The sequence below is a fragment of the Paenibacillus sp. FSL M7-0656 genome (assembly GCF_038003225.1).
GTDB classification, from domain to species: Bacteria; Bacillota; Bacilli; order Paenibacillales; family Paenibacillaceae; genus Paenibacillus; species Paenibacillus amylolyticus.
In genome coordinates this window covers 408,050-432,317 of record NZ_JBBOOT010000001.1, presented here as the reverse complement: position 1 = coordinate 432,317, position 24,268 = coordinate 408,050, and the positions used below count along the sequence as shown (strand labels likewise).

The 24,268-nt window shown below is 45.2% G+C and carries 20 protein-coding genes; 4 read left to right on the top strand and 16 right to left on the bottom strand.

Annotation, left to right across the window (positions count from 1 at the left end; all coding sequences use genetic code 11):
- Positions 1 to 104: 104 nt before the first annotated feature.
- From MHI01_RS01850 to MHI01_RS01810, 9 genes are all read right to left on the bottom strand, one after another.
- Complete coding sequence (locus MHI01_RS01850) at positions 105 to 1,520, bottom strand: hypothetical protein (protein ID WP_340982375.1); 1,416 nt, start codon at positions 1,518 to 1,520, stop codon at positions 105 to 107.
- A gap of 13 nt (positions 1,521 to 1,533) precedes the next feature.
- Positions 1,534 to 2,076: a sigma-70 family RNA polymerase sigma factor gene (locus tag MHI01_RS01845; protein ID WP_340982374.1), complete on the bottom strand. Its 543-nt coding sequence runs from the start codon at positions 2,074 to 2,076 to the stop codon at positions 1,534 to 1,536.
- A gap of 236 nt (positions 2,077 to 2,312) precedes the next feature.
- Complete coding sequence (locus MHI01_RS01840; protein ID WP_036613852.1) at positions 2,313 to 2,591, bottom strand: hypothetical protein; 279 nt, start codon at positions 2,589 to 2,591, stop codon at positions 2,313 to 2,315.
- Complete coding sequence (locus tag MHI01_RS01835) at positions 2,578 to 4,410, bottom strand: hypothetical protein (protein ID WP_340982373.1); 1,833 nt, start codon at positions 4,408 to 4,410, stop codon at positions 2,578 to 2,580. The genes MHI01_RS01840 and MHI01_RS01835 overlap by 14 nt, the downstream gene beginning before the upstream one ends.
- Positions 4,411 to 4,414: 4 nt before the next feature.
- Positions 4,415 to 7,972 (bottom strand): DUF4132 domain-containing protein, encoded by a 3,558-nt coding sequence (locus MHI01_RS01830; protein ID WP_340982372.1) that lies wholly within the window; start codon positions 7,970 to 7,972, stop codon positions 4,415 to 4,417.
- Between the two features lie 19 nt (positions 7,973 to 7,991).
- The gene (locus MHI01_RS01825) at positions 7,992 to 9,215 is read right to left on the bottom strand and encodes a VWA domain-containing protein (RefSeq protein ID WP_255319861.1); all 1,224 of its coding nucleotides are present in this window, start codon (positions 9,213 to 9,215) and stop codon (positions 7,992 to 7,994) included.
- A complete protein-coding gene (locus MHI01_RS01820; protein WP_340982371.1) occupies positions 9,200 to 11,668 on the bottom strand; it encodes a DUF5682 family protein in 2,469 nt (822 codons plus the stop codon). The genes MHI01_RS01825 and MHI01_RS01820 overlap by 16 nt, the downstream gene beginning before the upstream one ends.
- The gene (locus tag MHI01_RS01815) at positions 11,656 to 12,756 is read right to left on the bottom strand and encodes an ATP-binding protein (RefSeq protein ID WP_074095349.1); all 1,101 of its coding nucleotides are present in this window, start codon (positions 12,754 to 12,756) and stop codon (positions 11,656 to 11,658) included. Before MHI01_RS01815 ends, MHI01_RS01820 begins: the two co-directional genes overlap by 13 nt.
- 420 nt (positions 12,757 to 13,176) lie before the next feature.
- Positions 13,177 to 14,190 carry an aldo/keto reductase gene (locus tag MHI01_RS01810; protein WP_445744887.1) on the bottom strand — a complete coding sequence of 338 codons (1,014 nt, stop codon included), beginning with the start codon at positions 14,188 to 14,190 and terminating at the stop codon, positions 13,177 to 13,179.
- A 152-nt stretch (positions 14,191 to 14,342) separates the two neighbouring features.
- Here MHI01_RS01810 and MHI01_RS01805 point away from each other — a divergent pair, with 152 nt between their 5' ends.
- From MHI01_RS01805 to MHI01_RS01790, 4 genes are all read left to right on the top strand, one after another.
- Positions 14,343 to 15,542: a cytochrome P450 family protein gene (locus MHI01_RS01805; RefSeq protein ID WP_340982370.1), complete on the top strand. Its 1,200-nt coding sequence runs from the start codon at positions 14,343 to 14,345 to the stop codon at positions 15,540 to 15,542.
- A gap of 40 nt (positions 15,543 to 15,582) precedes the next feature.
- A complete protein-coding gene (locus MHI01_RS01800; protein ID WP_340982369.1) occupies positions 15,583 to 15,924 on the top strand; it encodes a ribosomal protein L7/L12 in 342 nt (113 codons plus the stop codon).
- A 170-nt stretch (positions 15,925 to 16,094) separates the two neighbouring features.
- On the top strand, positions 16,095 to 16,379 hold the full coding sequence (locus MHI01_RS01795) for an ArsR/SmtB family transcription factor (RefSeq protein ID WP_036613842.1): 285 nt from the start codon (positions 16,095 to 16,097) through the stop codon (positions 16,377 to 16,379).
- A 228-nt stretch (positions 16,380 to 16,607) separates the two neighbouring features.
- Positions 16,608 to 17,792, top strand: a complete 1,185-nt coding sequence (locus tag MHI01_RS01790) for an MFS transporter (RefSeq protein ID WP_340982368.1) — start codon at positions 16,608 to 16,610, stop codon at positions 17,790 to 17,792.
- A 108-nt stretch (positions 17,793 to 17,900) separates the two neighbouring features.
- On the opposite strand, the gene MHI01_RS01785 is transcribed toward MHI01_RS01790, so the two are convergent.
- The 7 genes from MHI01_RS01785 to MHI01_RS01755 all read right to left on the bottom strand — a co-directional run bounded on the left by MHI01_RS01785 (position 17,901) and on the right by MHI01_RS01755 (position 24,228).
- On the bottom strand, positions 17,901 to 18,656 hold the full coding sequence (locus MHI01_RS01785) for an SDR family NAD(P)-dependent oxidoreductase (RefSeq protein WP_076250445.1): 756 nt from the start codon (positions 18,654 to 18,656) through the stop codon (positions 17,901 to 17,903).
- A 323-nt stretch (positions 18,657 to 18,979) separates the two neighbouring features.
- On the bottom strand, positions 18,980 to 20,707 hold the full coding sequence (poxB, locus tag MHI01_RS01780; RefSeq protein ID WP_127549174.1) for a ubiquinone-dependent pyruvate dehydrogenase: 1,728 nt from the start codon (positions 20,705 to 20,707) through the stop codon (positions 18,980 to 18,982).
- A 256-nt stretch (positions 20,708 to 20,963) separates the two neighbouring features.
- Entirely contained in the window at positions 20,964 to 21,725 is a 762-nt protein-coding gene (locus MHI01_RS01775) for an SDR family NAD(P)-dependent oxidoreductase (protein ID WP_340982366.1), read from the bottom strand.
- Between the two features lie 150 nt (positions 21,726 to 21,875).
- Positions 21,876 to 22,181, bottom strand: coding sequence for a Dabb family protein (locus MHI01_RS01770; protein WP_076317704.1), 306 nt, complete (start codon positions 22,179 to 22,181; stop codon positions 21,876 to 21,878).
- A gap of 149 nt (positions 22,182 to 22,330) precedes the next feature.
- The gene (locus MHI01_RS01765; RefSeq protein WP_036613829.1) at positions 22,331 to 22,582 is read right to left on the bottom strand and encodes a type B 50S ribosomal protein L31; all 252 of its coding nucleotides are present in this window, start codon (positions 22,580 to 22,582) and stop codon (positions 22,331 to 22,333) included.
- Positions 22,583 to 22,726: 144 nt separating this feature from the next.
- Positions 22,727 to 22,993, bottom strand: a complete 267-nt coding sequence (locus tag MHI01_RS01760; RefSeq protein WP_026081056.1) for an HPr family phosphocarrier protein — start codon at positions 22,991 to 22,993, stop codon at positions 22,727 to 22,729.
- A gap of 167 nt (positions 22,994 to 23,160) precedes the next feature.
- Positions 23,161 to 24,228 (bottom strand): NAD(P)-dependent alcohol dehydrogenase, encoded by a 1,068-nt coding sequence (locus tag MHI01_RS01755; protein ID WP_340982365.1) that lies wholly within the window; start codon positions 24,226 to 24,228, stop codon positions 23,161 to 23,163.
- Between the last annotated feature and the right edge of the window lie 40 nt (positions 24,229 to 24,268).

Here is a 24,268-nt window from a genome sequence, read left to right as displayed (position 1 = left end):
TTCATTTTATATAAGTTGAACTAAAGAATACTCACACTTACCACTCTGATGACAGAACAAACTTCCGATCGCACTTATCCACCGATTTTTAATTCACTTTTTAATTATTCATCTTGTAAAGTTACTCTCTCCCCATTGATTAGCAGGTAGCTCACATCATTCACCGGAATGGTCTTAGGGGATATCCACTTAATGAGATCCTGATCCAGCTGGAGGAAACCGGATGCGCCAGACAACTTTGTACCATCCTTCAGGTGAACTTCAATACTCAAGTCCTCCACCCGAATCTTGCTCAGTGCCTCACCTGTAAGCGTGACGCCAACTGCGGAAAGAGTAACATTTGCCTGTGAGGCTCCATTTGCATCAAGCTGAACGTTTCCTGTTTTACTCAAACCATTTTCACTCAAGTTAAAGGTCGTTTTCCAATTCCCTTGTATAACTTCACTAATACTCGTAAAGCTGCCTTGAAGTCTCAGCTTATCTAATTCGTTAACAGCGGACAGATCATACACATACTCATCGTAATCCCCACCAATGTCTACTCCATTTTTCATGTATCTCCCGTAGCTAATAGAATATTGGGGAATATCGAGCTTTTGACCTTGCTCATCCGTGAAGTAGAAGTATCCATGATTATACTCGCCAATCTCATTATCCGGATTAATCTGAATGTGTAACTTGCCCTCCACAAAACCTATATTGGAAATATGCACCCAATTAATACCCTCAACAGGGATATTCGTTACATCCTGATGCAATACCGGAATTGGATCGGTTTCCATTTGAATATCAATTTCACCTCCCCAGCCACTTATACGATCTCGATCCAGGATATCATAGCTATTGATTTGCTTTTCATGTAGCAACTTCTCCCAGTCCACTTGTACGTTGTAACCATCTTGAAGAGATGTACCGGACATCAGCGTATTAATCTGAACGGTAATTCGATTTTTGCTCACTTTTCCTTGAATGAGAAATCGGACAATAGCCGTTTTATTAGCTTCATCATAATGAATAATCTGAGCGTTGTTTGCATTACCTCCGGTGACCCTGTAATCATATACATCCAGCGTCTCGTCAATACGTTGACCCGTCAGATCTGACAAAGAAACATAGATTTCCGTTGTATCTCCGTCCCTGACAGCACCTATAACCTCCATTCGAATCCCTTGATCTTCACTCACTTGATGAACAGGCTGAAGAATGCCAATCCGATCTGCACCTAGAAAATGAAGAATAGAAGGCAGGTCAATGATGCCCACCGATGCAGCTGCACCTGTAACAAGACATAACGATAACGCAGCGGTTACAGGAATATAGATGGCTTTGCGATACCTTTTTCTTTTATTCAAGGACTTCTTGGTCTGTGCGGATGGATCGGATGGATATAATATAGGTGGATAAAATGATGAATCTGATCTCGTAACGGTTGGTGGTTCATTCATCGCCAATTTATCATAGAACAACTTTTTAATATTAAAGAGGTTCTGCTCAGTGAATTCTTTTTCGGATTTTCGCATTTGATCGCCTCCTTTATTTCCTGTTCATCCACCATGTCCTCAATCGTTGCCTGGAGCGATAAAGCTTGTTATGGACTTGCCTAACGTGTAGGGACAATGCTTCCGATATCTCATGGGGTCTCTGTCCTTCGTAAAACCGACGTTTCATAATCTCCCGTTCCGGTTCTGGAAAAGATTCAATCATTTGATTAAGTTCCGTATATGTCTCTTTACTGATCATCTGAACCAACAAATCATCCGTTTGCACCGAATGAATCTCCTCTTCATATGTAAGCTCAGTTCTTCGATTAAGTTTCCGGTAGCGATCAATCGCTCTATGTTTTGTGATTGTTGCAAGGTAATTTTTCAGGCTACTTCGCCCAGACTGGAATGCATCCGGATTCTGCCAAAAAGCAAAAAATGTATCTGCTACGCATTCTTCAATCTCTTCTGTCGATGCATGATGTAGGATGGAATGAGCAATCTTCCATAACAAACCTGTGTAGTGGTTCATCACCCATTCCATGGCCTCAGGATCACGATTCGCTACTGCCTTCCGTATCTGTTCTTCTTCCACGATTAGATGTCCCCTCCCTTCCATGCTCATATGATCACGAGTGCTCGTGTTGATCCGTGCTTCCTACCTATATTCGTTTGGCAAATGACTTTTACTTACTCCACGATAAAAAAAGATTTGCAGTGACCTTGTGGTCTTCTACAAATCTTTTTTTATCCTATAATACATCTTGTAATACATCTTGTTTATTACATCATATCGCTCTCATGGGTCTTCGCTTGGAATACTAACCAATATTACGCCTCTTCTTGCACACTCAATTGTACATATTGGGTGAGACGACAATACTGAAATAACAGCAACTCTTCATTACCTTGTCCAAGAGCCACGCTACGCCCTTCCTTGATGAGGTGATTCAACAACTCATGCAGGAAACTCATCTGCAACCGCAAGGATTCCGCTGTGAGCTGCTCAAGTACCTCAATATCTCGGATCGTAAACTGAGATAACCCGCGCAGCAGCAACTCTTCTGACCAGCCGTTAATTTTCTGCATAAACTGATTATATTCTTCCAAGTCTGCCCATCCTCCCATTACCGATATCCAGTTTCAGACTGAGCACCGTTTTGCCTTTCAGGAAACTGATTGGGCTAATCTGTTTTGGTTCCACACGCACAAAGGCATAGAAGTGTTCAAGCGATTGGGACCCATATCCTGACTCCAGTCTTTTGATCATCGCCTGCCAGTCAGATGAATACGGGAGAGTGAGTGCCAGTCTTTCCCCTTCGGTATTCTCAACCGTCAGGACAAGCTCCTGCGTTTGTTTGACAAAGTTATGGTCCACGATTCGAGCAACTTTGATTACAGCCAATCGTTCTTTGGGAGCAGCAAACAAGTCGAACGACCGCGATTCCTCTTGAAGTACAGTCGTTACATCTTGCATGGTTTTGCCCAGATTCAACGTTTCCACACCCGTTCGTGGCAAAATCGCAAGCTTGGCACCTTCCCCGGAAGAGATCCGGCGTTCTTCATTCACTTTAACTGAATGGAATTGAACTTCTTCACCGACGAACTGGCGAAAGGTCAGATTAGGCAACCATGGTGTGAATGCACCATAATGCTCTGTATACGAGAACTGCTGATCATCATAATATACAGCACGTACATCGCTATAGGTGTAGATTTCCCCATCATCGAAACAATAGAAATAATAGGTGATTCCACGGAAACCGGATCGTGTCTCCCACGCGTCAGCTCCCAGTCCATACAGATGAAGTGAAGGCACCGTATAGTATTTACTTCGAAAACTGCCAATGAGCTGACTCTGCTGAATGGCAGACACCTTTTCTTCTTCAAGAACCTGGAGTGCAAGATACAGCTTGCTTACCCGATCCAACATGGATTGCATGGAGAAACGTATATGTCTGTTGAAAAACAACTGTAGTTCTCCTTGAATCCCTCGTAAACTGCGTTCTATGTCAGGCAGGTTGCCACTATGAGCTGCAATTGCCAATGTCTCCAGTTGTGCCATATGGGACTGAGGAAGGCGGGCCAGTCCCGTCTTCAACAATCCTGCCAGCATAACCCGACATTCCTGTACTGTCTGAAGAGAGAACTTGGCCTCGTACACCCGTCCACTTAATGCATCCGTATCATCCAGACCTTTAAAGTTCCGGTACCGTAACAAAGCTTCAAGCTTGGCCATTTTCCCGGCTGTCTGCTTCACCTTACATAGTGCTTTTGCAAGATTCGGTTCCTCCGTAAAAGACACCTCGATATTCTGGGTGGTCAGATGAACCGTAAGAAGTGAATCTTCAATGATCTTAATTTCCTCTGGGTATCTCAGTCGGAAAACAACTTCCTCAATCATGGAAGAACTATACGATTTAATTAACACGGGAAGTTCAGACTCCGTCATCCAGCGGAAGCGAGACTCGATCTCACGTGACACCGTATGCGGAATTTCGCTTGGATCGTCCACATTTGATACTAAGTTTGATGCTGATTCTGTTACTGATACGTTTTTTGGTACGTCCAACGGATCATTATCCGATATCCCTGAGTCCTTATCCAGCGCATGCTTCTCGTCTGCATTCATTGAATCCTCTGCCGTATATTCCCGTTGATCATACAGAATTGCAATAAGCACATGCTTGCAGATATGATCGGCCGGGCAGGAGCATTCCCAATGATCCAGCGTATTTTCAAGCGTACATTGTGTCCCGTCACTGAGCTGACAACTCACAGATGATGCATTCCATGTGTACGTTACACTTACACCATTGTCCAACTCTTTCAAAGACCTTTTGTACAACCCCTTGTTGGCATACCGAATCAGATAATCCTCCGTACACAGCTTCGAAAAAATCCGGAATTTTTCCTTGAATCCTTTCACGTCATCAACGCCCCGTTGCTCTCAGAATATCGTAGATCGTTTCACTGAACACGCGACCTGGAACGTTGCCTAGAGCAATGGGTTTGTTGTCACCATAGTAATAATATTGCTTGTTATTCGGTTTGAAGAAATGAAGGGATTCCAGGGTAATGTCATCCAATCCCTCGTAATACGTGATGCTCGTACCGCTGAATTGCAATTCTGCAACAAGATCTCCGTACTCTTTATAAAATTCATGATACCAGCCGCCGTCCTGTGCCGGTCCTTTGATCCAACCGTATTTCTCCAGTGCTTTGGGGAAAGCCGTTGGTGAAAAATCAGACTCGGGCAGATGATCGTATTCATTCTTCGTTTTATCCTCATCTTCTGGCTGGTGAATCTCACGATTCAATTGCTCGAATGGCTGCTTGATCTCGTAATCCTCCAACTGCGTTGTCCAACCTTCAAGCGTTGCCTGATCCAGTTCCAACGGGTGTATAAGTCCCACTTGCGCATCCGAAGGCAGATCGACCTCATCTTCATCCACAGAATTGAAGGTGCCGTCCTCCATATAACGGAAGGTGCTGATCAGAGCGCCATCCTCATACGTTCCCCAGATCAGACCAACAGCAAATTTTTGCATGATTACATTTTGTACAAACAATGCTTTCCACTCATCGGCAGACCACAGACGTTGCTTGGACAATGACTCTTCCAGACGCTGCGCCTGAATGTTAACCATGGATTTGAGATCTTTTTTCAGCTGTGTGAAACGTGCCTTGGACTGCGCTGCCAATTCAGGATCATCTTTCTGTGCAGGAGCAGGCAAACTCTTCACGGATTTGCCCGTTTCTTCATTTAAGACAACGACTTGTAAGTCTCCATTGACCTTAACCAGGAAGGAACGCTCTCCGTAACTCAGCTGCATGGTTCCTTTTTCATCAAAACCAAGTGTGGTGACCAGCCGATCCTCCAGTTGTTCCGAGGTGAGTCCCATATTATCGGCTGCAAGTTGCAATGCTTCTTCTGCTGCACCTTTCACCTGACGGTTCTTCACGCCACGTTTGATCTTGTCAATCGCCATAAGAGCGGATGGATCTTTCAGATAAGCGAGCACTTTTACAGCATCTGCTGCAATCGCGCCACGACTGTTTTCTGTCCATTCCTTAATTTGCGGAGCCAGAATATTCACAATGTGAATATCGCCAAAGAGGGCTGATACATACATCACCCATTTCTCTTTTGCAGGAGCACCTTCCTGAATCCAGACCTGGAGCAGTTCACTTGCAAAACGAGCGAGCGATGCCTCACTTACGTAATCTCGTAATTCATTCAACCGTTCATTAGGACCGGATGTATGATCCAATGATTGGACCAAAGCATACTGTTTAATCCGGTCATCTAAAGGCTGATTGTCTTCAATACGTATCAGTGAAGGGAGATCATTCAGGGACAACCAGCTCAGTCTCGACAACTTTTTGGCATCCGCCTGATCAGCGAGTGCAGCATGAGCATACTCTGGACTTAGATCTGCGGTATCCAGCAGAATTTGGATCAAGCTCTTCCACTCATCGGACTTCTCTTTCTTCAAAAGCTCACCATACAGCTCCTTGCTGTTTTCCAAACTGCGGATCGCGGTCAAAGCCATCTCTTTGATTCCCACTTTTTTCTCCGAGAGGTAGATGAGCGTATACAAGTCCTGATCAGGAATTCGGTTGAATTCCGCTAACGCCACGCCGTTGGCCTTTTTGGAAGAATCCTGCAGTCCGGCACGAATCGCTTCAGCCAATATTTTCTTCGATAACTCATCACGCTGTTCAAAGGTAATCTCCAGAATTAAAATGCGTGTATCTGTTGGCAGTTTCTTGTACTGTGTCAGTGCATAGTCCAGATTCTGCTCAATGATTCGGCGGTATTCGTCATGCGGCATCGATTTGTATCTGTAGTCGGTCATGCCATTAAGTGAGATCAGGCTGGTTAGCAATTTCTCACGTTGCACCTCAGGGTCTTGCCCGTAACGTTGAAGCAGTTGCTCTCCACTAAAAGCGTATGAATTGTACATGTCCGAGATAATATCCAGTGTCCAATCGGGATGAGTAGTCAGGATTGCGAACCTGCGCATCGCCTCCGAGTCCAAGGGCAGAAAACTAATACTAATGAGGTTGTGAACACGCTTCTTATCCCGATTCAGTTGATTAAACAACCCACGACTATTCGGGTCCTCCCAATATTCCTCCAGCGTGTTTTCCCCACTTAAGTATCTTGCAATCGCAAGTCCTTGACGTCCCCCGTCCAAAGGATGCCGAAGAGCGTTAAATACCGCTTGCTCCAGTGACCCCTCCGCATTAGGCAATGTCACTCCTTGATCCTCCATGAATTTCTGAATGCAGAGTTTGAGGAATGGCGGTTTCATAATCTCGTATGCTCGAATCGCTTGTTCAGGACGATTCGCGATCGCGGATTGTAACATGTTCCAAGATACCGTGTACGAATTAAGCTCGTCCCGCAACATTTCAACCAACTGATAAGGCTCATCCAGAGGCACAAGTCCGGCAAGCAGATCATTTGGACTCTTTGCCCTAGGGTCCATACTCAGCAAGTAACGGCGAACTTCAAGTGGATAAATCTCATGTAATTGATGTATTGTGTGAAGCAAAACATGCCCAATCTCACTATTTGTATCAAGGAACCGTTGTTTACCTCCACTAATGTTAATCAGGAACAACAAGGCACCACTCACAAGCACCATAGTTTGATGGAATACTGTGTTTGAACATTGCTCTTTTGGAGAGAACGATGTATTGGGATACAGCTCAGCTATGAGCTGACTACGCTTCTCCTTGAGGAATTCATCCTTTAATTCTTGGGAAGATCCGTTATGTTTTCCTTGAATATTACTGACCACTACAGGTTCAATCAACGTATGTAACTCGTCCCGCAACTTATCTGCATCTTTAGCCATCACATGTTGAAACAACACTGGTAACGATTGAACAGAAGATTGAACCTCTGCAAGATGAGAAGCCGTGTCACTGAGTCTTGAATATAGTTGCAGCAGCATTAATGCATTAATTACATCCCGGTAATCCCCTTGACTGTCCGCTTTTTTGGAATCAAAAAGCCACTGGGCACGCTTTAATTTACTCTTTAATTCAGTCAGAATTTCGTTCTCGCCTGCAAACTGTTTGATCTTCTCCAACCGGGACAACAATCCATCCATGCGATCAGCGCTTTTGCTCTTCCCGCTTAATCCGTAAGCTTCGGAATCATTTCCCATACAGACAGTAAAGGCATCCGTTCTCCATGAATTTCTTTTGGAATAATTGGATTCCAGATATATCACAATAGCCCCGGCACGGTAAAAGATATCTCCGTCGTCTTTTTTGGCAAGCTTCATGAGCAGATCAATTGTTTGATACACATAATGACTCGAATTTCCCAACATATCCGGGAACTTGTCTGTCGTTCCCAAGACGTAATCAATAATTTCGGAGCTTCGATCTGTTTTTAATGAATACTCGTTTGAACAAGTTACTGCGAATTTCTCCACCAAAGTTTCAACTGCGCGGTCTGCGGTAAGCATTACACATTCCTCCTTGAATTTAAGTGATGATCTCGCCAATCCAATCCGCGAGTTCGTTAGGCGTAATTGCTGCTACATGTGCCCCCATATTGGTTAATGTCTGTGCGGCATGTTTGTTATAGACTGAATCCCCGTTAAAATCGAGCGCGGTGAGAACCAGTAGCTTGCATCCTGCATCGATAATATCTTTACAGGCTTTATACATTTGCGCGATCGGGTACCCTTCCTCCAGATCACTGACCAGAATAAAGATCGTTTTGCCTGGATTATCGATTAACGTTTCGCCATATCGCAACGCTTTCGTAATATGTGTCCCCCCACCGAGCTGTACATTCATGAGCACGTCTACGGGGTCTTCCAGTCTATCGCTCAGATCAACAACCTGCGTATCAAATATGAATAATTTCGTGCGCAGCGCATTCAAGCGGTAGAAGATGCTGGCCATCACCGAACTGTAGATGACTGAATCCAGCATACTGCCACTCTCGTCCACACCAATGATGATGTTCCACTTGTTATGGGGCTGGATATTCCCGTCGAAATACAGACGATCAATTACAAACCTGCGCTTGTTTTTATCGTAATTCTTCAAATTCTTGGTGATAGTTCGCTTGAAATTCAGATTGCGCAAAGATCGTACTGAACTCGAGGTATAGCGACTGCGCTTGCCCATGATACTGGCTCGGGTCTGAGATTCCAGCTTACTACGCAGCTCTTCAACCACGGTTCGCACGATATCCTTGGCGCTCTTTAACACCTCACCTTTCATCCGTCCTTTGAACTGCATAATGTTCTTGAGCAGATTCATGTTGGGTTCAAGGGATTCAAGCAACTTTTTGTCCGTTAACAATTCTGTCAGCCCATAACGATCAAGCGCCTGTTTTTCCAATATTTCGACCGTTGGTTTGGGGAATAGATCCCTGACCTTGTGCAGCCATTTCGGTACAGTCAGGTTAGACGCACCGCGTCCTCCCTCTTTTCGATAACCTTGTTCTTCACCGTATTCACGGTTATAGAGATACCCCAGAATTTCATCGATTTCCGTATATTGAAATTCAGCAGAAGTGTATTGGTCTGTATTACACAACCCTTCTTCCGCCGATTCACCGAGAACCAGACGCCACCGATTTAAAGTTTCAGCAGAATGTTGATCCCCTCGTTTGCTTCCATCCGGATTGGAACTTTCATTGATTTCTCCGGTTCCTTCCGTTGTCCGATTCGCTTCATTCATATTAGCTTCCATGCGCCAAACTCCTTTCGAAGCGCTTCATCCCACGTCTTGGACTGAATCAGCATCTGTTCATCGACCGCAGGCCTCAACATCTCCTCTGGTTCAACCTGATGCAGACTCGCCACCCGCTCCGCAATCAAGCCCGTCTCCATTGGTGTAAAGTAGGTGAATGCCAGCCTTAATTCCGGTACCATACTGATGAAGTCGTCGTAGGATAACTGTTCAATCAAATAATTCAACTCGGACAACAGCTGATCTTCATATAAAAAAGCGTCACGTGCTACAGTGAATACTCCCTGTAAAAAAAGTGCCGTTTGACGAGTCTGATCCGGTGTACCATGGATATACCCGCGAGCACGATCAACAATCTCATCCCTGGGCCTGTCACCGAGCCCTGAGGAAATAGCCACACACACACCCTCCAGCTGAGCCGGAAGCTGGTGATCCGACAGAAGCTCATTCAGGTGAATTCGGAATGTCTCATCCTGAAAATACCCCTCTGATGACTCCGCGAGCATGGCTAGCAGCTTCAATCCCTGAATAATGGCTTCATGTTCATCCGGATTGGCTCTGGAGAGCTGTAACAACTTGTCTACGGCATTCCTGTAAGCCTCGGATACCAGCTCAGGGAGTTGTTGCTCGTCAGATAGTCCCAGTAGCCTGCGATGCTGATGAATTCGGTTCAAGACATGCAGGCTGTTACATAAGGAAAGGAAATTCCCGTCCGTTCTCAGCGCTGAGCGTACCTGTTCATAGAGTTTCATCGCTGTGTCTTGAAGCCCCATGAGCAACGCTTGAAGCATGAGTCGGGCAAGTTCACCGCTATGATGATCCGGTATTTCCTGCATCTGTTCTTCCATTTTGCGTGTGGCCGCTCCAGCAAGTGTTCCGCCATAGAGAGAGTTTTCTATCAATCTGGCTTCAATGCGGGATGAGTACATATAAACCCACGTTTCGCGAACAAGATTCATATCACGCTCTGCGATCCAGTCCGGCCCCGATTGCCGTTTCGCGAATTCCGGAACCAGATAGGTGATGCATTGAATCAATTGGCTTATCTGACGATGCTCCGGTTTCGCATACAGATCCAGCACTTTCTTGTGTTGACCTGTTGTACGAATCTGCAGTTTGTACTCTGTACAACGAGCCTTGAAGTCCTCCACGATGGGAATACTGAATGAATTGGGAGCCACGCTTCCAATGACGTCTCCTGTCAATAACTGCTGCAGCTCTTGCAGCGGTTTATCAGTCGCCAAGGTAAGCTCACCCTTCACAAAGGAAGAGAGTGCTGCATCCATCAACTCATAGACGCCGCCTTCCCTTTTACCACGAAGCCCGGCAAGACCTTGAATCATACTGTATGCCTCAATTGCATCACTCGTTGATACATGCTCGTGTCCATCCCGTAATTGGCGCATCAGCCGAGATAACAAGTCCAGAGCCGTTAGATTATACGGTGTACTCTTTTTGCGAAGCAGCTGGTTCCAGATCTGATCGTAATAATTTACATAAGGCATGCCGCTCGCATATCCATTGAGCCGATCCGCTTCAGCAAAGGTATAGACCATTGGGTACATTTGTTGGTGAACCGTATCTGGATTAACCTCACTTTGTTGAGACGTTCCTGGTTTACCTTGTCCATCCAAACGTTGGTCTGTATGCCGTTTATCCATTTCTGGCTGTTCCAATTGGGATTCATGTTTCTCTGACATCAACAGTCCATACGTATGAAATCCACCGGTAATGACAAGCACACGGTCATGCTCCTGCACCGCTTGATTAATACGTTGTCTCATATGTGCTTCTCTTGCCAGATCACCTGAAGACTGTAATCGTTCCGTGGAATAACACATTCGGGATAAGGTACAATACGTGAATACATCCTGCACGAATGCCTGAGTGGATTTCTCCAGACCGCCAATTTCAAACACCTTTTCCCACAATTCATCAAAACTGCGGCAGTTTGTTTTTTGGCATAATCGGTTAATGAAATCAGACCCCGCAAGCAAGGTTTCGTCCTGAATGGAGATCTCCTTTTGTTCTGTCTGGCCGGATTTGGATGCACGAGTGGAGAAGTGTTGATAGTCCAGGTCAATAAACTTCGCCGGAATATCCAGCCGTTTTGCTTCTTTCAAAGCTACATATTCAGGCGAATAACGAAGCATCGGATAATAGCAAGCTTCTCTCTCCAATTCACTCTCATAGGTATAGTACAGACTGACAGGAGGTATCGTTGCCTCATCACTCAGCACCGAAATTAATGGATTACCGCTCTCCGGTCCTTCGATCAGAATAATATCCGGTTTGTAGTCCCCGATTAATCGTAACAAGTGATATGAACATGCAGGGCTATGGTGTCGTATTGGATAATAAACCGTATGATTACTCAGGTTATATACCTGGGACTCGAACAAGGATTGTAACTGCTCAACATCAGGGTCCAGAACTGCTGTTAACCGATCCATTTTCTCTCCTCATAATAGTCCTTCCACATTCCCTCTTCTCTGGAACGCTCTTTTACGACCTTGGAGAAGTAGGTTTTGAGAATGGACAGATCCTTGTCGTTTTCCTTCGCAATGGTGCCCAGCATGTTCTGCACCAACCGATCCAGTGCAATAGCTTTATCTTCGTAATAATAGGAAGTCATCGCACTCTGAACATAGACAGACACCGCTTCCGCCGTACTCATGGATGCTTGAGGGGTATCGAGCTTGTATCCTTCCCGTGTCATGCCGGTGCGCAGTTCCATGAATGTTGTAGCCAGCAATTCAACCACGTCCGGGTTAATGTCAATATCAATTCCACTATGTAATAACAGGCTTCGTGCCTGGGATTCAATAATTTTGGCTTCCATCTTCACGTTATGAATGGGCTTGATAGTTTCAAAATTGAACCGACGTTTCAATGCACCACTCATTTCGTTTACACCTTTATCCCGAATATTGGCTGTAGCAATAACGTTAAATCCCGGTTGGGCAAACAGTACACCACCGTCCAGTTCAGGAATGCTCATAACCTTGTCACTGAGAATACTGATCAGACTATCCTGCGCTTCAGCCGGACAACGTGTAATCTCTTCAAAACGGGTAAGAATACCTTTCTTCATGCCGTTATATAACGGTGATGGCACAAGTGCCGCTTCCGAAGGGCCTTTATCAAGCAGCATGGCGTAATTCCATGAATATTTGATCATATCTTCTGTTGTGCCTGCTGTACCTTGAATCGTGTTTAGACTGGTACCGGAGATCGCTGCGGTCAGCAGTTCGCTAAGCATGGTCTTGGCTGTCCCGGGTTCTCCCACGAGCATTAATCCTCGATTGCCTGCCAGAGTAACCACTGCACGTTCAATTAACACGTCATTGCCATAGAATTTGCGGGTAATCGTGATCTCTTCTCCATTTAATAACGCAGGCTTATCCCTGCCAATAATAAAATCGCGCACATAGGCGGGAGATAACAGCCAGTTCGGGGGACGTTTCCCCTGATCTTCCTCTCGTAGCGCACGTAATTCAACCTCGTATAATGTCTCGGCGGGTGGTTTAAGCATCTCCATCGTCAAGGTGTCTCCTCTCACGTAAACAGATCGTATGTTCTTATTCCTATCATTTTATCACAGCACTCCAGCAACTACCCGGTAAAACGATAAAAATGGTTGAAACGTCCTTCTTATCAGCACTTCTTCTAAGTCCATGGACATAGCCTCTAGCGCAAATATGAAGGTGAAATATCCTTACAGCCGTGCCAACACACTGGTTTCGGATCAGAATCAGCATGCTTATTACCCATTTAAAAGCATTGTAGGCCATATGACCTTAGGAATCATTACACTTTCGATCGTGTGTTTCAACCAAATGAAGCCCATTATTACAAAGAAGACACAGGCCATCAGCAGCCTGTGTCTTCTTATATGTTCAAATTTCACCCAATATCTATGAATTTTGATCGAAACAACCAATCTCTTAGAAGTTCCTACTTACATTCTACGCCCGCATGAGGCGGAATACAGCTCGTACCACTCATAACGGGTAAGTTCAATATTCGTTGCATCACGACAAGCCAGAATACGTTCTGGTCGAATCGAACCAATGACAGGTTGTATCCCTGCTGGATGCTTCATTAACCAAGCCAGTACAATAGACTCCGGTGTAATTCCACGCTCCTTAGCCATTCGATCAACCAATTGAGCCGTATGCTCAAGTTCAGGACGCTGTCCCTCAACTACCCTGCCAGTAAATCGCCCCTGAGCAAGGGGACCCCAAGCTTGCAGTTGAATATGCTCTGCCTGACAATATTCCATCGTGCCATAGGGAAACACGTTGTCTCTGGCTTGAGGACGATTTACCGTCACACCAGCTTCTACGAATCCAATTTTGTCTAAACTCATCTCTAACTGGTTCACAATCAGAGGTACTTTACTATGAAGCTGAAGAAGACGAATCTGTTCAGAACCCATGTTGGACACACCAAAATGGCGCACTTTACCAGAATGATGCAGCTCAGCCAGTGCTTCTCCAATCTCTTGCGGATGGGCAAGTGGGTCAGGACGATGTAACAGCAAAATATCCAGATGCTCGATGCCGAGCCGTTCCAGGATACCGTCCACACTCGCCAGGATATGTGCACCTGAGGTGTCATAACGCTGTGGCCCTTCATCATCACCCACAAGACGTATACCACACTTCGACTGTATAATGATCTGTTCACGCAAACCGGGAGTTTCGGATAAAACTCGTCCCAAGACATGCTCTGCCTTACCACGTGTGTAAATATCCGCCAGGTCAAAGTGATTAATGCCGATTTCAATAGCTGCTTCTACTGCTCGATGACCTTCTACGACAAGATCTGAAGTAATGGGGAACCCATCCCATTCACCCCCAAACCGCATACAGCCAAGAACCATTCGACTTGCCGGAATCTGGTGATGATGCAAAGGAAGTTGTGCGTAAGACATGTCAGCGTTCACCTCATTTTCATTTTTACCAAACATAATAACCGATTCTCTCTACCATGTCTTCTTCCATCTTCCTCTATTTTCCTGCTCTATCATCCATATGAAGAAAAACAAGGTTTCAAAAGCTTGTGTATTGAATATATAGAGGGTGCAGGTATTATGCAGGAATATGAGAGGAGATTTTGCATTTGAATCCGAATGAATCCAACGAGTCCTCAAAGCCAGCGTTTTTCACGAAAGAATTCACGCATAACCCTTACTCGGTATATGAAATGTTAAGAAAAGAGGAGCCTGTTTTCAGAGTCATGTTTCCTCACGGGGAATTCGGCTGGATTATTACGCGATACGAGGATGCAGTTCAGATCCTGAAAGATCCTCGCTTCAGCAAAGATATGGTCCGACGTTACGGCGCTGACAATCAAAGCATCTTCTCCAATAATATGTTGTTCTCCGATCCGCCGGATCATAAACGTCTTCGGGGACTTGTGCAGAAAGCATTCACACCCAAACTGGTCACAGACATGCGGAGCCATATTCAGGACATTGCTGATGAACTGCTGGACAACCTCCCGTCACAGGAAAAAATGAATCTGATCGATGACTTTGCCTTCCCGCTGCCCATCATTGTCATTAGTGAAATTCTGGGAGTCCCTCTTGACGATCGTGACAAATTCCGCATCTGGTCCAATACGATAATTGATGCTTCCATAGCCAAGAGCGCCGAGCTGTTTGAGCAGCATGCCAGGGAGTTTACGGATTACCTGACGGCCTGGTTTGCGAAAGTTCGCCAAGATCCCGGCACTGATCTGATCAGCCAGCTCGTCATTGCGGAAGAATCCGGACAGCAGTTAACTGAACAAGAACTGCTTGGCGTTGTCTCCTTATTAATTATTGCCGGTCATGAAACAACCGTGAATCTGATTGGAAATGGGATTCTCGCCCTGCTGGAGCATCCGGAGCAACGCGAACTGCTGATCAACCAGCCCGAGCTTATTCACAATGCCATTGAAGAGATGCTTCGCTATAACGGACCGGTGGAGTTCAGCACATCCCGCTGGGCTCTGGAAGATATTGAATTCCGTGGACAACGTATCGCTCAAGGTGATCTTGTCATTGTTGCGCTTGATTCCGCCAACCGGGACGAACAGCAGTTTAAAGATGCTGATATTTTCGATATCACACGTGAGAAGAGTTCGCATCTGGCTTTTGGCAAAGGCATTCATCTCTGCTTGGGAGCACCGCTTGCTCGTCTGGAAGGTGAGATTGCAGTCAGCACACTTCTGAATCGTTTTCCTAATATACAGCTTCAGGCAGATGTGAATGAACTGGAATGGAGACCTGGTATGAATGTTCGTGGTGTCAAGGAAATCCCGGTTCAACTAAAATAATGGCTAAATATGAATAAATGAAAGTGAGGCACATGACATCATGGAAATGAACACCTTGGTATCGATCGTTTTGCTGCTTCTGATCTTTGTGTTACTGGTCAGAGTCACCAGCCTGCAACGCCAATTAAATGAATTGAAAAGAGATGTCGAGCGTCTGGAGAACGGTTCAACCGGCAGCGTCCGATCCGACTTCAATTACACCTTGTCGCCGAAAGAAGCACTTCCTTCCCACACAAGCCAACCAGCCCAAACGGATCTGGATCAGGAACTGCTTACACTTATACAACAAGGGAAAAAAATTATGGCGATCAAACGACTGCGTGAAGCCAGAGGTCTTTCGTTGAAGGAAGCCAAAGACTATGTTGATTCTCTCGATCGGTAATATACAACTCACATAACTCTCGGGGGAAGTTACTCCAGACTTTCGGCTGTTAACACAGACGCAGTAGAAAGTCTGGAATCTTCACCGAGAGTTTACTTTTCAAACGACATATGCTACTGTTATTTCTATATTACTAGAAATAAGAAATAAAGACGAAAGGACCGATCATTATGCAATCAAACTCAAATGAGATTGAACAAGTCGTCAAAATTCATAAAGCACTGGGCGAGCAAACACGCTACAAAATCATTCAGATTTTATCGGGCGAAAGCAACCTGTGTCCTGCCGATCTGGAGAGCCGCCTTGTTACGGTTGCCCTATCGACTCTGTCTCATCACCTGAAACAGCTATCCGATTGCGGCCTGCTCACATCGCAGAAGAAGGGTACGTATATCTACTACAGCCTAAACACGGAGACCGCACAAAAGTTTGTTCCCTATCTGCTAAATAAATAAAAAATTTGATTTATATTTCTATATAATTAGAAATATTGAAACAATGTACAATATTTATTAGTAAAACTAGGTCACCTAAGTTTACGCTTATACCAATATTCATTATCTAGGTTGTAGCATTACCATTCGCGCAGATGGGTTGCATTCAGAGCATTCATGTCTTGTTCTATCGTCTTTATTTCTATATTTCTAAAAATATAATAATAATCAGAAAGAGGTTATGTTTCCATGTCTTCTACGCTCAAAATCTATGTTCTTGCCTTGGTCAGTTTCCTTGTAGGAACGTCCGAATATGTCATTGCTGGCATTTTGGATCGCATTGCAGATACCATGAATATCTCTTTAATCGCTGCCGGACAGCTCATTACAATTTTTTCACTCGTATATGCGCTCGGTACACCTGTCATTATTGCACTGACTTCGCGCTGGGACCGTCGCAAGCTGTTGCTATACTTCCTCGGTCTATTCGTTGTGGCTAATGTTCTTGCTTACCTGTTGCCGGGTTATGGACTGTTCGTCGCAACACGAGTGTTGATGGCTTTAGGCGCGGGCGTTGTTGTTGTCACGGCATTAACGGTTGCTTCCCAAATAGCGGCGGAGGGCAAACAAGCTAGTGCAATCGCCACAGTAATCACTGGATTTACGGCTTCTTTGATCGTTGGCGTTCCGCTCGGAAGGCTTGTAGCTGCATCTTGGGATTGGAAGCTTGTTTTTGCCGGTATCGCCGTTCTTGGAGTTCTCGCCATGCTGGTAATCTCGGCCGCCATTCCGCCTTCCAAAGCAGAAGCGCCTGTTCCGCTGAAGAAACAACTGTCTTTGCTCAAACAGCCACGAATTGTTTTGGCACTGCTGGTGACATTTTTCTGGTTAGGTGGTTATTCCATTGCCTACACGTACATTTCACCTTACCTTGTATCCGTTTCAGGAATGAGCGAAGCACTACTCAGTTCAGCTTTACTTGCATTTGGCATAGCAAGTCTGATCGGTTCAAAAGTTGGAGGGTTCAGTGCTGACCGATTGGGTGTCAAACGAACGCTGATCACAGGCATGACATTGCATATCGTAAGTCTGGTCCTGTTGAATATAACAGCAAGCTCTCATCTGGCTGTCTTCCTTGTTCTGATTTTGTGGTCTTTTGCCGCCTGGTCTTCGGGTCCAACTCAGCAATATAACCTGATCACCATGGCTCCGGAATCCTCTGGCATTATGCTAAGTCTGAATAGTTCGGTTATGCAATTAGCCATGGCTGCCGGCGCAGGTATTGGCGGAATCGCGGTCAGCAACGTTTCATTATCATCCATTACCTGGATTGGCGCTGTCGGAGTCGCTGTTGCCGTCATCATCGTTTTAGGCTCGTATCGTTCAGCACCTCTCAAAAGTACACAAACCAATACATCGCACAACGTTGCATGATATGAATTTGTAGTACAAAAAACAAACCAAAAAGAGAGGCACTGTACGTATACAGTGGCCTCTCTTTAACCATTTTAACGGCTATTCTATTACCGATAAGTAGAACTCTTATTGGGCCGTAACTGCACCATCGATCGGATATACTGCACCATTGATATAAGGCGCTTCATCTCCAAGCAGGAAGGAAACCAAGTTCGCGATCTCTTCCGGTCTGCCCAGACGTCCGGATGGAATGCTGTCAACAGTTGCCTTGAACACTTCAGGATTGTCTTTACCGAACTGAATGACCATCGGTGTCTCAATTGTACCTGGGGCAATCGCATTTACACGAATGTTGTCCTTGCCGTATTCAATCGCAGCTGTGCGGGTCAAGCCCACTACGCCATGTTTGGTTGCTGCGTAAGGTGCAACTGCGGGTACACCAACAATACCGGCCGTAGAGGCCGTGTTCAGAATGGAACCTCCACCTGTTTTGAGCATTTCAGTAATTACATACTTCAACCCGTAGAATACACTTCTCAGGTTAATATCAATAATCTGGTCAAACTGCTCAATTGTATGTTCGATCAGCTTGATACCAGGACCTGCAATACCTGCATTATTAAAGAACATGTCGATTCGTCCGAACTCTTCGACTGTTTTTTTCACATAATTCTCAACTTCAGGTGCTTTACTTACATCTGCTTGTACAAAAATAGCTTTACTTCCCAGCTTCTCAATCTGCTTAACCGTTTCAAGACCTGTCTCTTCGACAAGATCCACAACGACAATGGATGCACCCTTCTCAGCCAGCTTCAATGCTGCTGCTTGGCCCAATCCACTTCCTGCTCCAGTAATAATGGCTACTTTTCCTGCGTGACTCATGTTGATCTCCTCCATGTGTGTGTGTCATCTTGTGATTGGATCGATGAATACGATATGAAACGTACTTACATGCAATGATGCAATATGTAGGTCAAAAATGGCTTAAAACCTCCCTGACTTTACCTATTCTAATAGACTTTCGATATAAAAACAAATCATATAATATGTATTCATACTAAATCACCAGTCACATTTTCAGCATTTTTATTGAAGGAGCACACAACTATTACGTCTTGTTGCATGCTCCTCTTTTACAAATACAATACTTTTTAAGTCGGTATCTCTATAACTTCAAACGGTGCATATCCGCTTATCAAAACACTTTAACGCAGCAAATTCGTTTTTGCCAATTCAATAATTTCGTCCCCTCGTCCGTTGAGCACGGCTTTCATCATCCATAAGGTGAATCCTTCCGCCTGTTTAATATCAATCTTCGGAGGTAAGGACAATTCCTGACGATTCACCACCACGTCAATCAGCACAGGACCATCATGCTGAAGCGCACGCTGTACAGCTCCTTCGAGTTCATCCGGATCCTCAACCCGAATCCCTTCCATGCCCATGGCTTGAGCAACCATCGCAAAGTTGGGATTAACAAGCTCTGTTCCCGATTCCAGAAATCCGGCAGCTTTCATCTCCAGCTCAACAAAACCGAGTGCTCCATTATTAAACACCACAACTTTAATCGGCAGATTATGCTGTTTCAATGTCAACAGATCACCCATCAGCATCGTAATACCGCCATCACCCGACAACGAGATGACTTGTCTGCCCGGATCAGCGACCTGAGCACCAATTGCCTGTGGCAAAGCGTTTGCCATCGTACCATGACTGAATGAACCGAGCAATCTGCGATTACGAGACATCTCGATATAACGGGCCGCCCATACTGTCGGAGTACCGACATCACAGGTGAAGATGGCATTTTCAGCTGCGGCATCACTAATGACCTTGGTCAAGTACTGCGGATGAATGGGCTTTTTACCCGGTTTTCCAACGGCCAGCTCGTCCAGATCTTTGCGTACTTTCACATAACGATCCACACTTTTTCGCAGATGTTTGTCACTGTGTTCTTCTGTCAGATAAGGAAGCAGAGTTTCAATGGTCGCTTTCACATCCCCACATACGCCGTAATCCAGCTTCGTGCGCCGACCCAGATGGGAAGATTGAATGTCGACCTGAAGGACTTTCGCATCTTCGGGATAGAATTGACGATATGGGAAATCCGTTCCCAGCATTAATAATACATCACAGTCCATCATGGCATGATAACCGGATGAATACCCAATTAGACCCGTAAGACCCACGGAATAGGGGTTGTCATACTCCAAATATTCCTTGCCTCGTAGCGCAATAACCATCGGGGATTTCAAGCGATCACAGAGCTGCATAAGGGGTTCCCGAGCGCCCGCGCAGCCTGCACCGCACAATAACGTAATTTTTTTGCCTTCATTCAGATATTCCGCCAGTTTCACGAGTTCTGGCTCAGAAGGATGTACCACGGGATTGGTTGCATGATACACATGCTCAGGCACAGGCAGATCCGCTGCTTCAAGTCCTGCTACATCCCCCGGCAATACAACGACGGACACACCTGAACGTGCGACCGCTGTCTGAATGGCCATCGTCAGAGAACGCGGCATCTGTTTGGCTGTTGTAATGACTTCACAATAATCGCTACATTCCTGGAACAGATACTCCGGATGGGTCGCCTGAAAATATTCACTGCCAATCTCGTCACTTGGGATATGTGCAGCGATGGCGAGTACAGGAACACGATTGCGGTGACAATCATACAGACCATTGATCAGATGCATATTACCAGGACCACTACTACCTGCGCAGACAGCGATACTTCCACTGACCTGAGCGTCCGCCCCAGCAGCAAATGCAGCTACTTCTTCATGTCGTACATGAATCCATTCAATCTTCCCAGAACGACGAATGGAGTCGAGTACCGCATTCAAGGAGTCTCCAACAATGCCATATATACGTTTGATGCCAGCGTTCAATAAGGATTCAACCAGAACGTCCGCGACTGTTTTTTTCATAATAGGTGAGTCTCCTTTAATTGCTCATTTTGATTATGTTTCCACTCGGTTAATATACCTATTCTTATACCCCAATCTTTCGAAAACCGAACCAACTCAATATGTATGTCTGGATATATGAAACAAAACCAGCCCCTTAAACCTTTATTCCAGCTATAGCAAAATGCCAAAAAATCCGCTTGTCGAATGACAAACGGATTACGGTTAAACTAGGTTTATTGTTATTCCATCTGGATTTCCGAATCCAAATCAGACATTAGATAGCAGGCATCACATTGCCACCACTAACCGGGATATAGGCACCCGTGATAAATGAGGACAGGTCCGACGCAAGAAAAGCTACCGCATTGGCGATTTCCTGATCTTCACCCCTGCGCTTCAGCGGCACGGTACGCGTATATGCCTCATCATGTCCAGGCTCACTGGACCGATCACGTTCACTAATTGTCCATCCAGGTGCAATCTGGTTTACGGTAATCTGATACTCACCAACCTCCTTGGCAAGCACGCGATATACACCATCCATTCCACGCTTACCAGCGGTGTAGGCTGATTGATGAGTGAAATTTTGCATCGCACATTCCGTATTGATGCCAATGAACCGACCAGCTCTGATATTTTGCATATGTGGAATGAAAGCTTTGGCAAGATACACACTCTGCATGACACAGGATTCAAACTGGCTCAAGTAATCTTCAGGCGACTGCTCCAACACCGTTGTCCATTCATATTGAATGACTGCATTGGCAACAACAATATCCACTCCGCCGAGGACAGACTGAATCTCATCACGTATCCGAAATGCTGTATCCTGCTTTGTAATATCTCCCTGTACAATAACAGCCTTACGACCGAGTGCTTCAATCTCACCTTGAAGCTCCCGAGCCTTGGTATCATTATTTATGTAATGTAGAGCCAGATTGGCGCCACAGGCTGCCAACGTACGGGCGATGACTCTCCCCAGTTGTCCGGTTGCGCCTGTAACCAGAGCCGTTTTTCCTGAGAGATCCAATTGCATAACAGCGAAAACCTCCTTAAATTCATTTGCCCGAAAACGATTTCGAAAATATGGTGTTTTTGTTCATCAATTGCGCGTTATCAGAGAGATATACAGCATTGTTCAATGCTGTATATGATAGTTCAACTTTTTCCCTATATGTGGAGACTATTAATTATGATGTTGAATGAGATCAATTTCCTGGAAGCGACTGACTTCCTTTTCCCAACGCTCTTCTACATATTGACGGTGAACCGGGTGATTGTTGTATGCATCATACGCAGCCTGATCTGCAAAGACCATCGAGAAGCTGTAATCGAACTCATTCTTCTCACTTACCTGTTTCAGAACCTGAAATTGCTCTACCCCAGGAATGACAGCCAGTGCATCCGAACTTTCCTTCAAAAAGGCTTCGGCCTCCGGTGTATCTTTACCCGCGTAAAGTGTAAACGTTACCATATGTGTGATGCTACTCATCTCTATTTCCTCCTCCAATATGTTCGTACTCGTTTTCTAGTGTACATCCGAATGTGTTGTAAGCGCAATAATTGGTTGAATTAATTTTTAATGTACACAAAAAAACCTCAGGACAAATCCCGAGGTTTTTTTGTAATGTATGGACAAACTTATTTGGTGATGTTGTATTTACGGTTAAATTTATCAACACGGCCACCGATATCCACGTTTCTTTGTTTACCAGTGAAGAATGGATGTGATGCGGAGCTAGTGTCCACACGGATTACTGGGTAAGAGTTACCGTCTTCCCATTCCATAGTTTCGTTAGAGAACTTCGTGGAAGAACTCAGGAATTTGAAATCAGCACTTGCATCGTAAAAAATTACGAGTTGTGTCTTTGGATGGATGTCAACTTTTGGCATAATCTATTTACACTCCTTTAATATGGGTACTTCTTTAGAATCAAACTACATTTTATTATACTCTTTTTTTGGACAAAGTACCAGCAGGTTTTGAGGAATAGCTAAAAAAAATATGATATCTGTGATTTTGCACCTAATCAGGTGTCACGCCGTCCCTTTCTCCAGTACATTCAACATGTACTCCAAAGCCTCCAGTTCATCCCTGCCTCTTGTCTGTAATCTGACAACACTACCATATCGAATGGGTAGTAACGCCATTCCAAGCAGGCTTTTGACATCTACACGATGCTCATGCTCAGACTCCATATACGACAAAATAATATCCGAGGAAAAACGCGACGCTTGAGAAGATACCGACATCAAATCATCCCGATGAAAATCAGCGTGTATCATAAATTCATGTACTCTCACAACCTTCAGTTCCTTTCGCTAAGTACTTATTCACCAATATGGTGTGTATCCATTTATATATTAAAATCTTCATGAATTATACCATGTTATGGGAGCTTGACCCATACTTTTTTTGCAAAAAAACAAAAAAAAGAGTCCTGAACCGCAGGACTCTTTCCAGGTTGTTCTTATATACCATTCGGATATACCATGACCTTCAGACTGCCGCTTTTATTGTGTAATGCGCGCTCCATCGCTTGCTGTGTCTCTTCGAGTGAATAACGATCTGTAATCAGGGACATCACGTCATGATGGCCGGAGCTCAGAAATTCAATTCCTGCCGGATAAGTATTGGCATAACGGAATATGCCATAGATATCAACTTCATTGTCCGCAATAAATGGAACATTGAGTGCGATCTCGTCCTGTGCAGGCAGGCCCACAATCGCAAGTTTTCCTCCACGTCGAAGTGAATACAGAGCAGATTGTAGCGCCTTCGGATTCCCCGCTGTTTCCCATGCAGTATCAACACCCACACCATTTGTTAACTCGCGAATCACAGCCAGCGCATCTTCATTCCGCACATTAATGGTATGAGTGGCACCCATGCGGCGAGCTGCTTCCAGCCTAACTTCCTCCAGATCCGTTACTATGATCTTCTCTACACCGAAAGATTTAGCAGCAGCCACAGCCATGAGTCCAACGGGACCCATGCCCATAATCGCCAGGGTTGTACCCGGAGCCAATTTGCTGCGGCGTGCAGCGTGAATACCAACAGAGAATGGCTCGTTCATAGCTGCTTCCTCATAAGACAGATGATCCGGGATCGGGAATACCATATCTTCACGCATCACCATGTATTGTACAAATGCCCCATCCACCGGAGGGGTCGCTAGAAATTGTACATCCGGACACAGGTTATAGCGACCTTCCTTGCATGCCGTGCAGCGTCCGCAAGTCACCCCAGGCTCAATAGCAACCCGATCCCCTGTTTTCAGACGTGATACGTTCGAGCCAACAGCAGCAATGATCCCCGCACACTCATGACCCAGAATGATCGGTTTCTCCACCACAAATCTGCCAATGCGTCCATGTTCAAAATAATGCACATCTGAGCCACACACCCCGACAGCCATAACCTGGATTAACACCTCATCCGAAGCCGGTTGCGGGACAGGTTGTTCCTCAATAATAATGTGTCCTGGCTCTGTCATGACAGCGGCCTTCATGGTCTCGGGCAGTTGATGTTGTCCCATACGGTTCTCCTCCTCATGTATGTCCATGCTGTCTATTGTA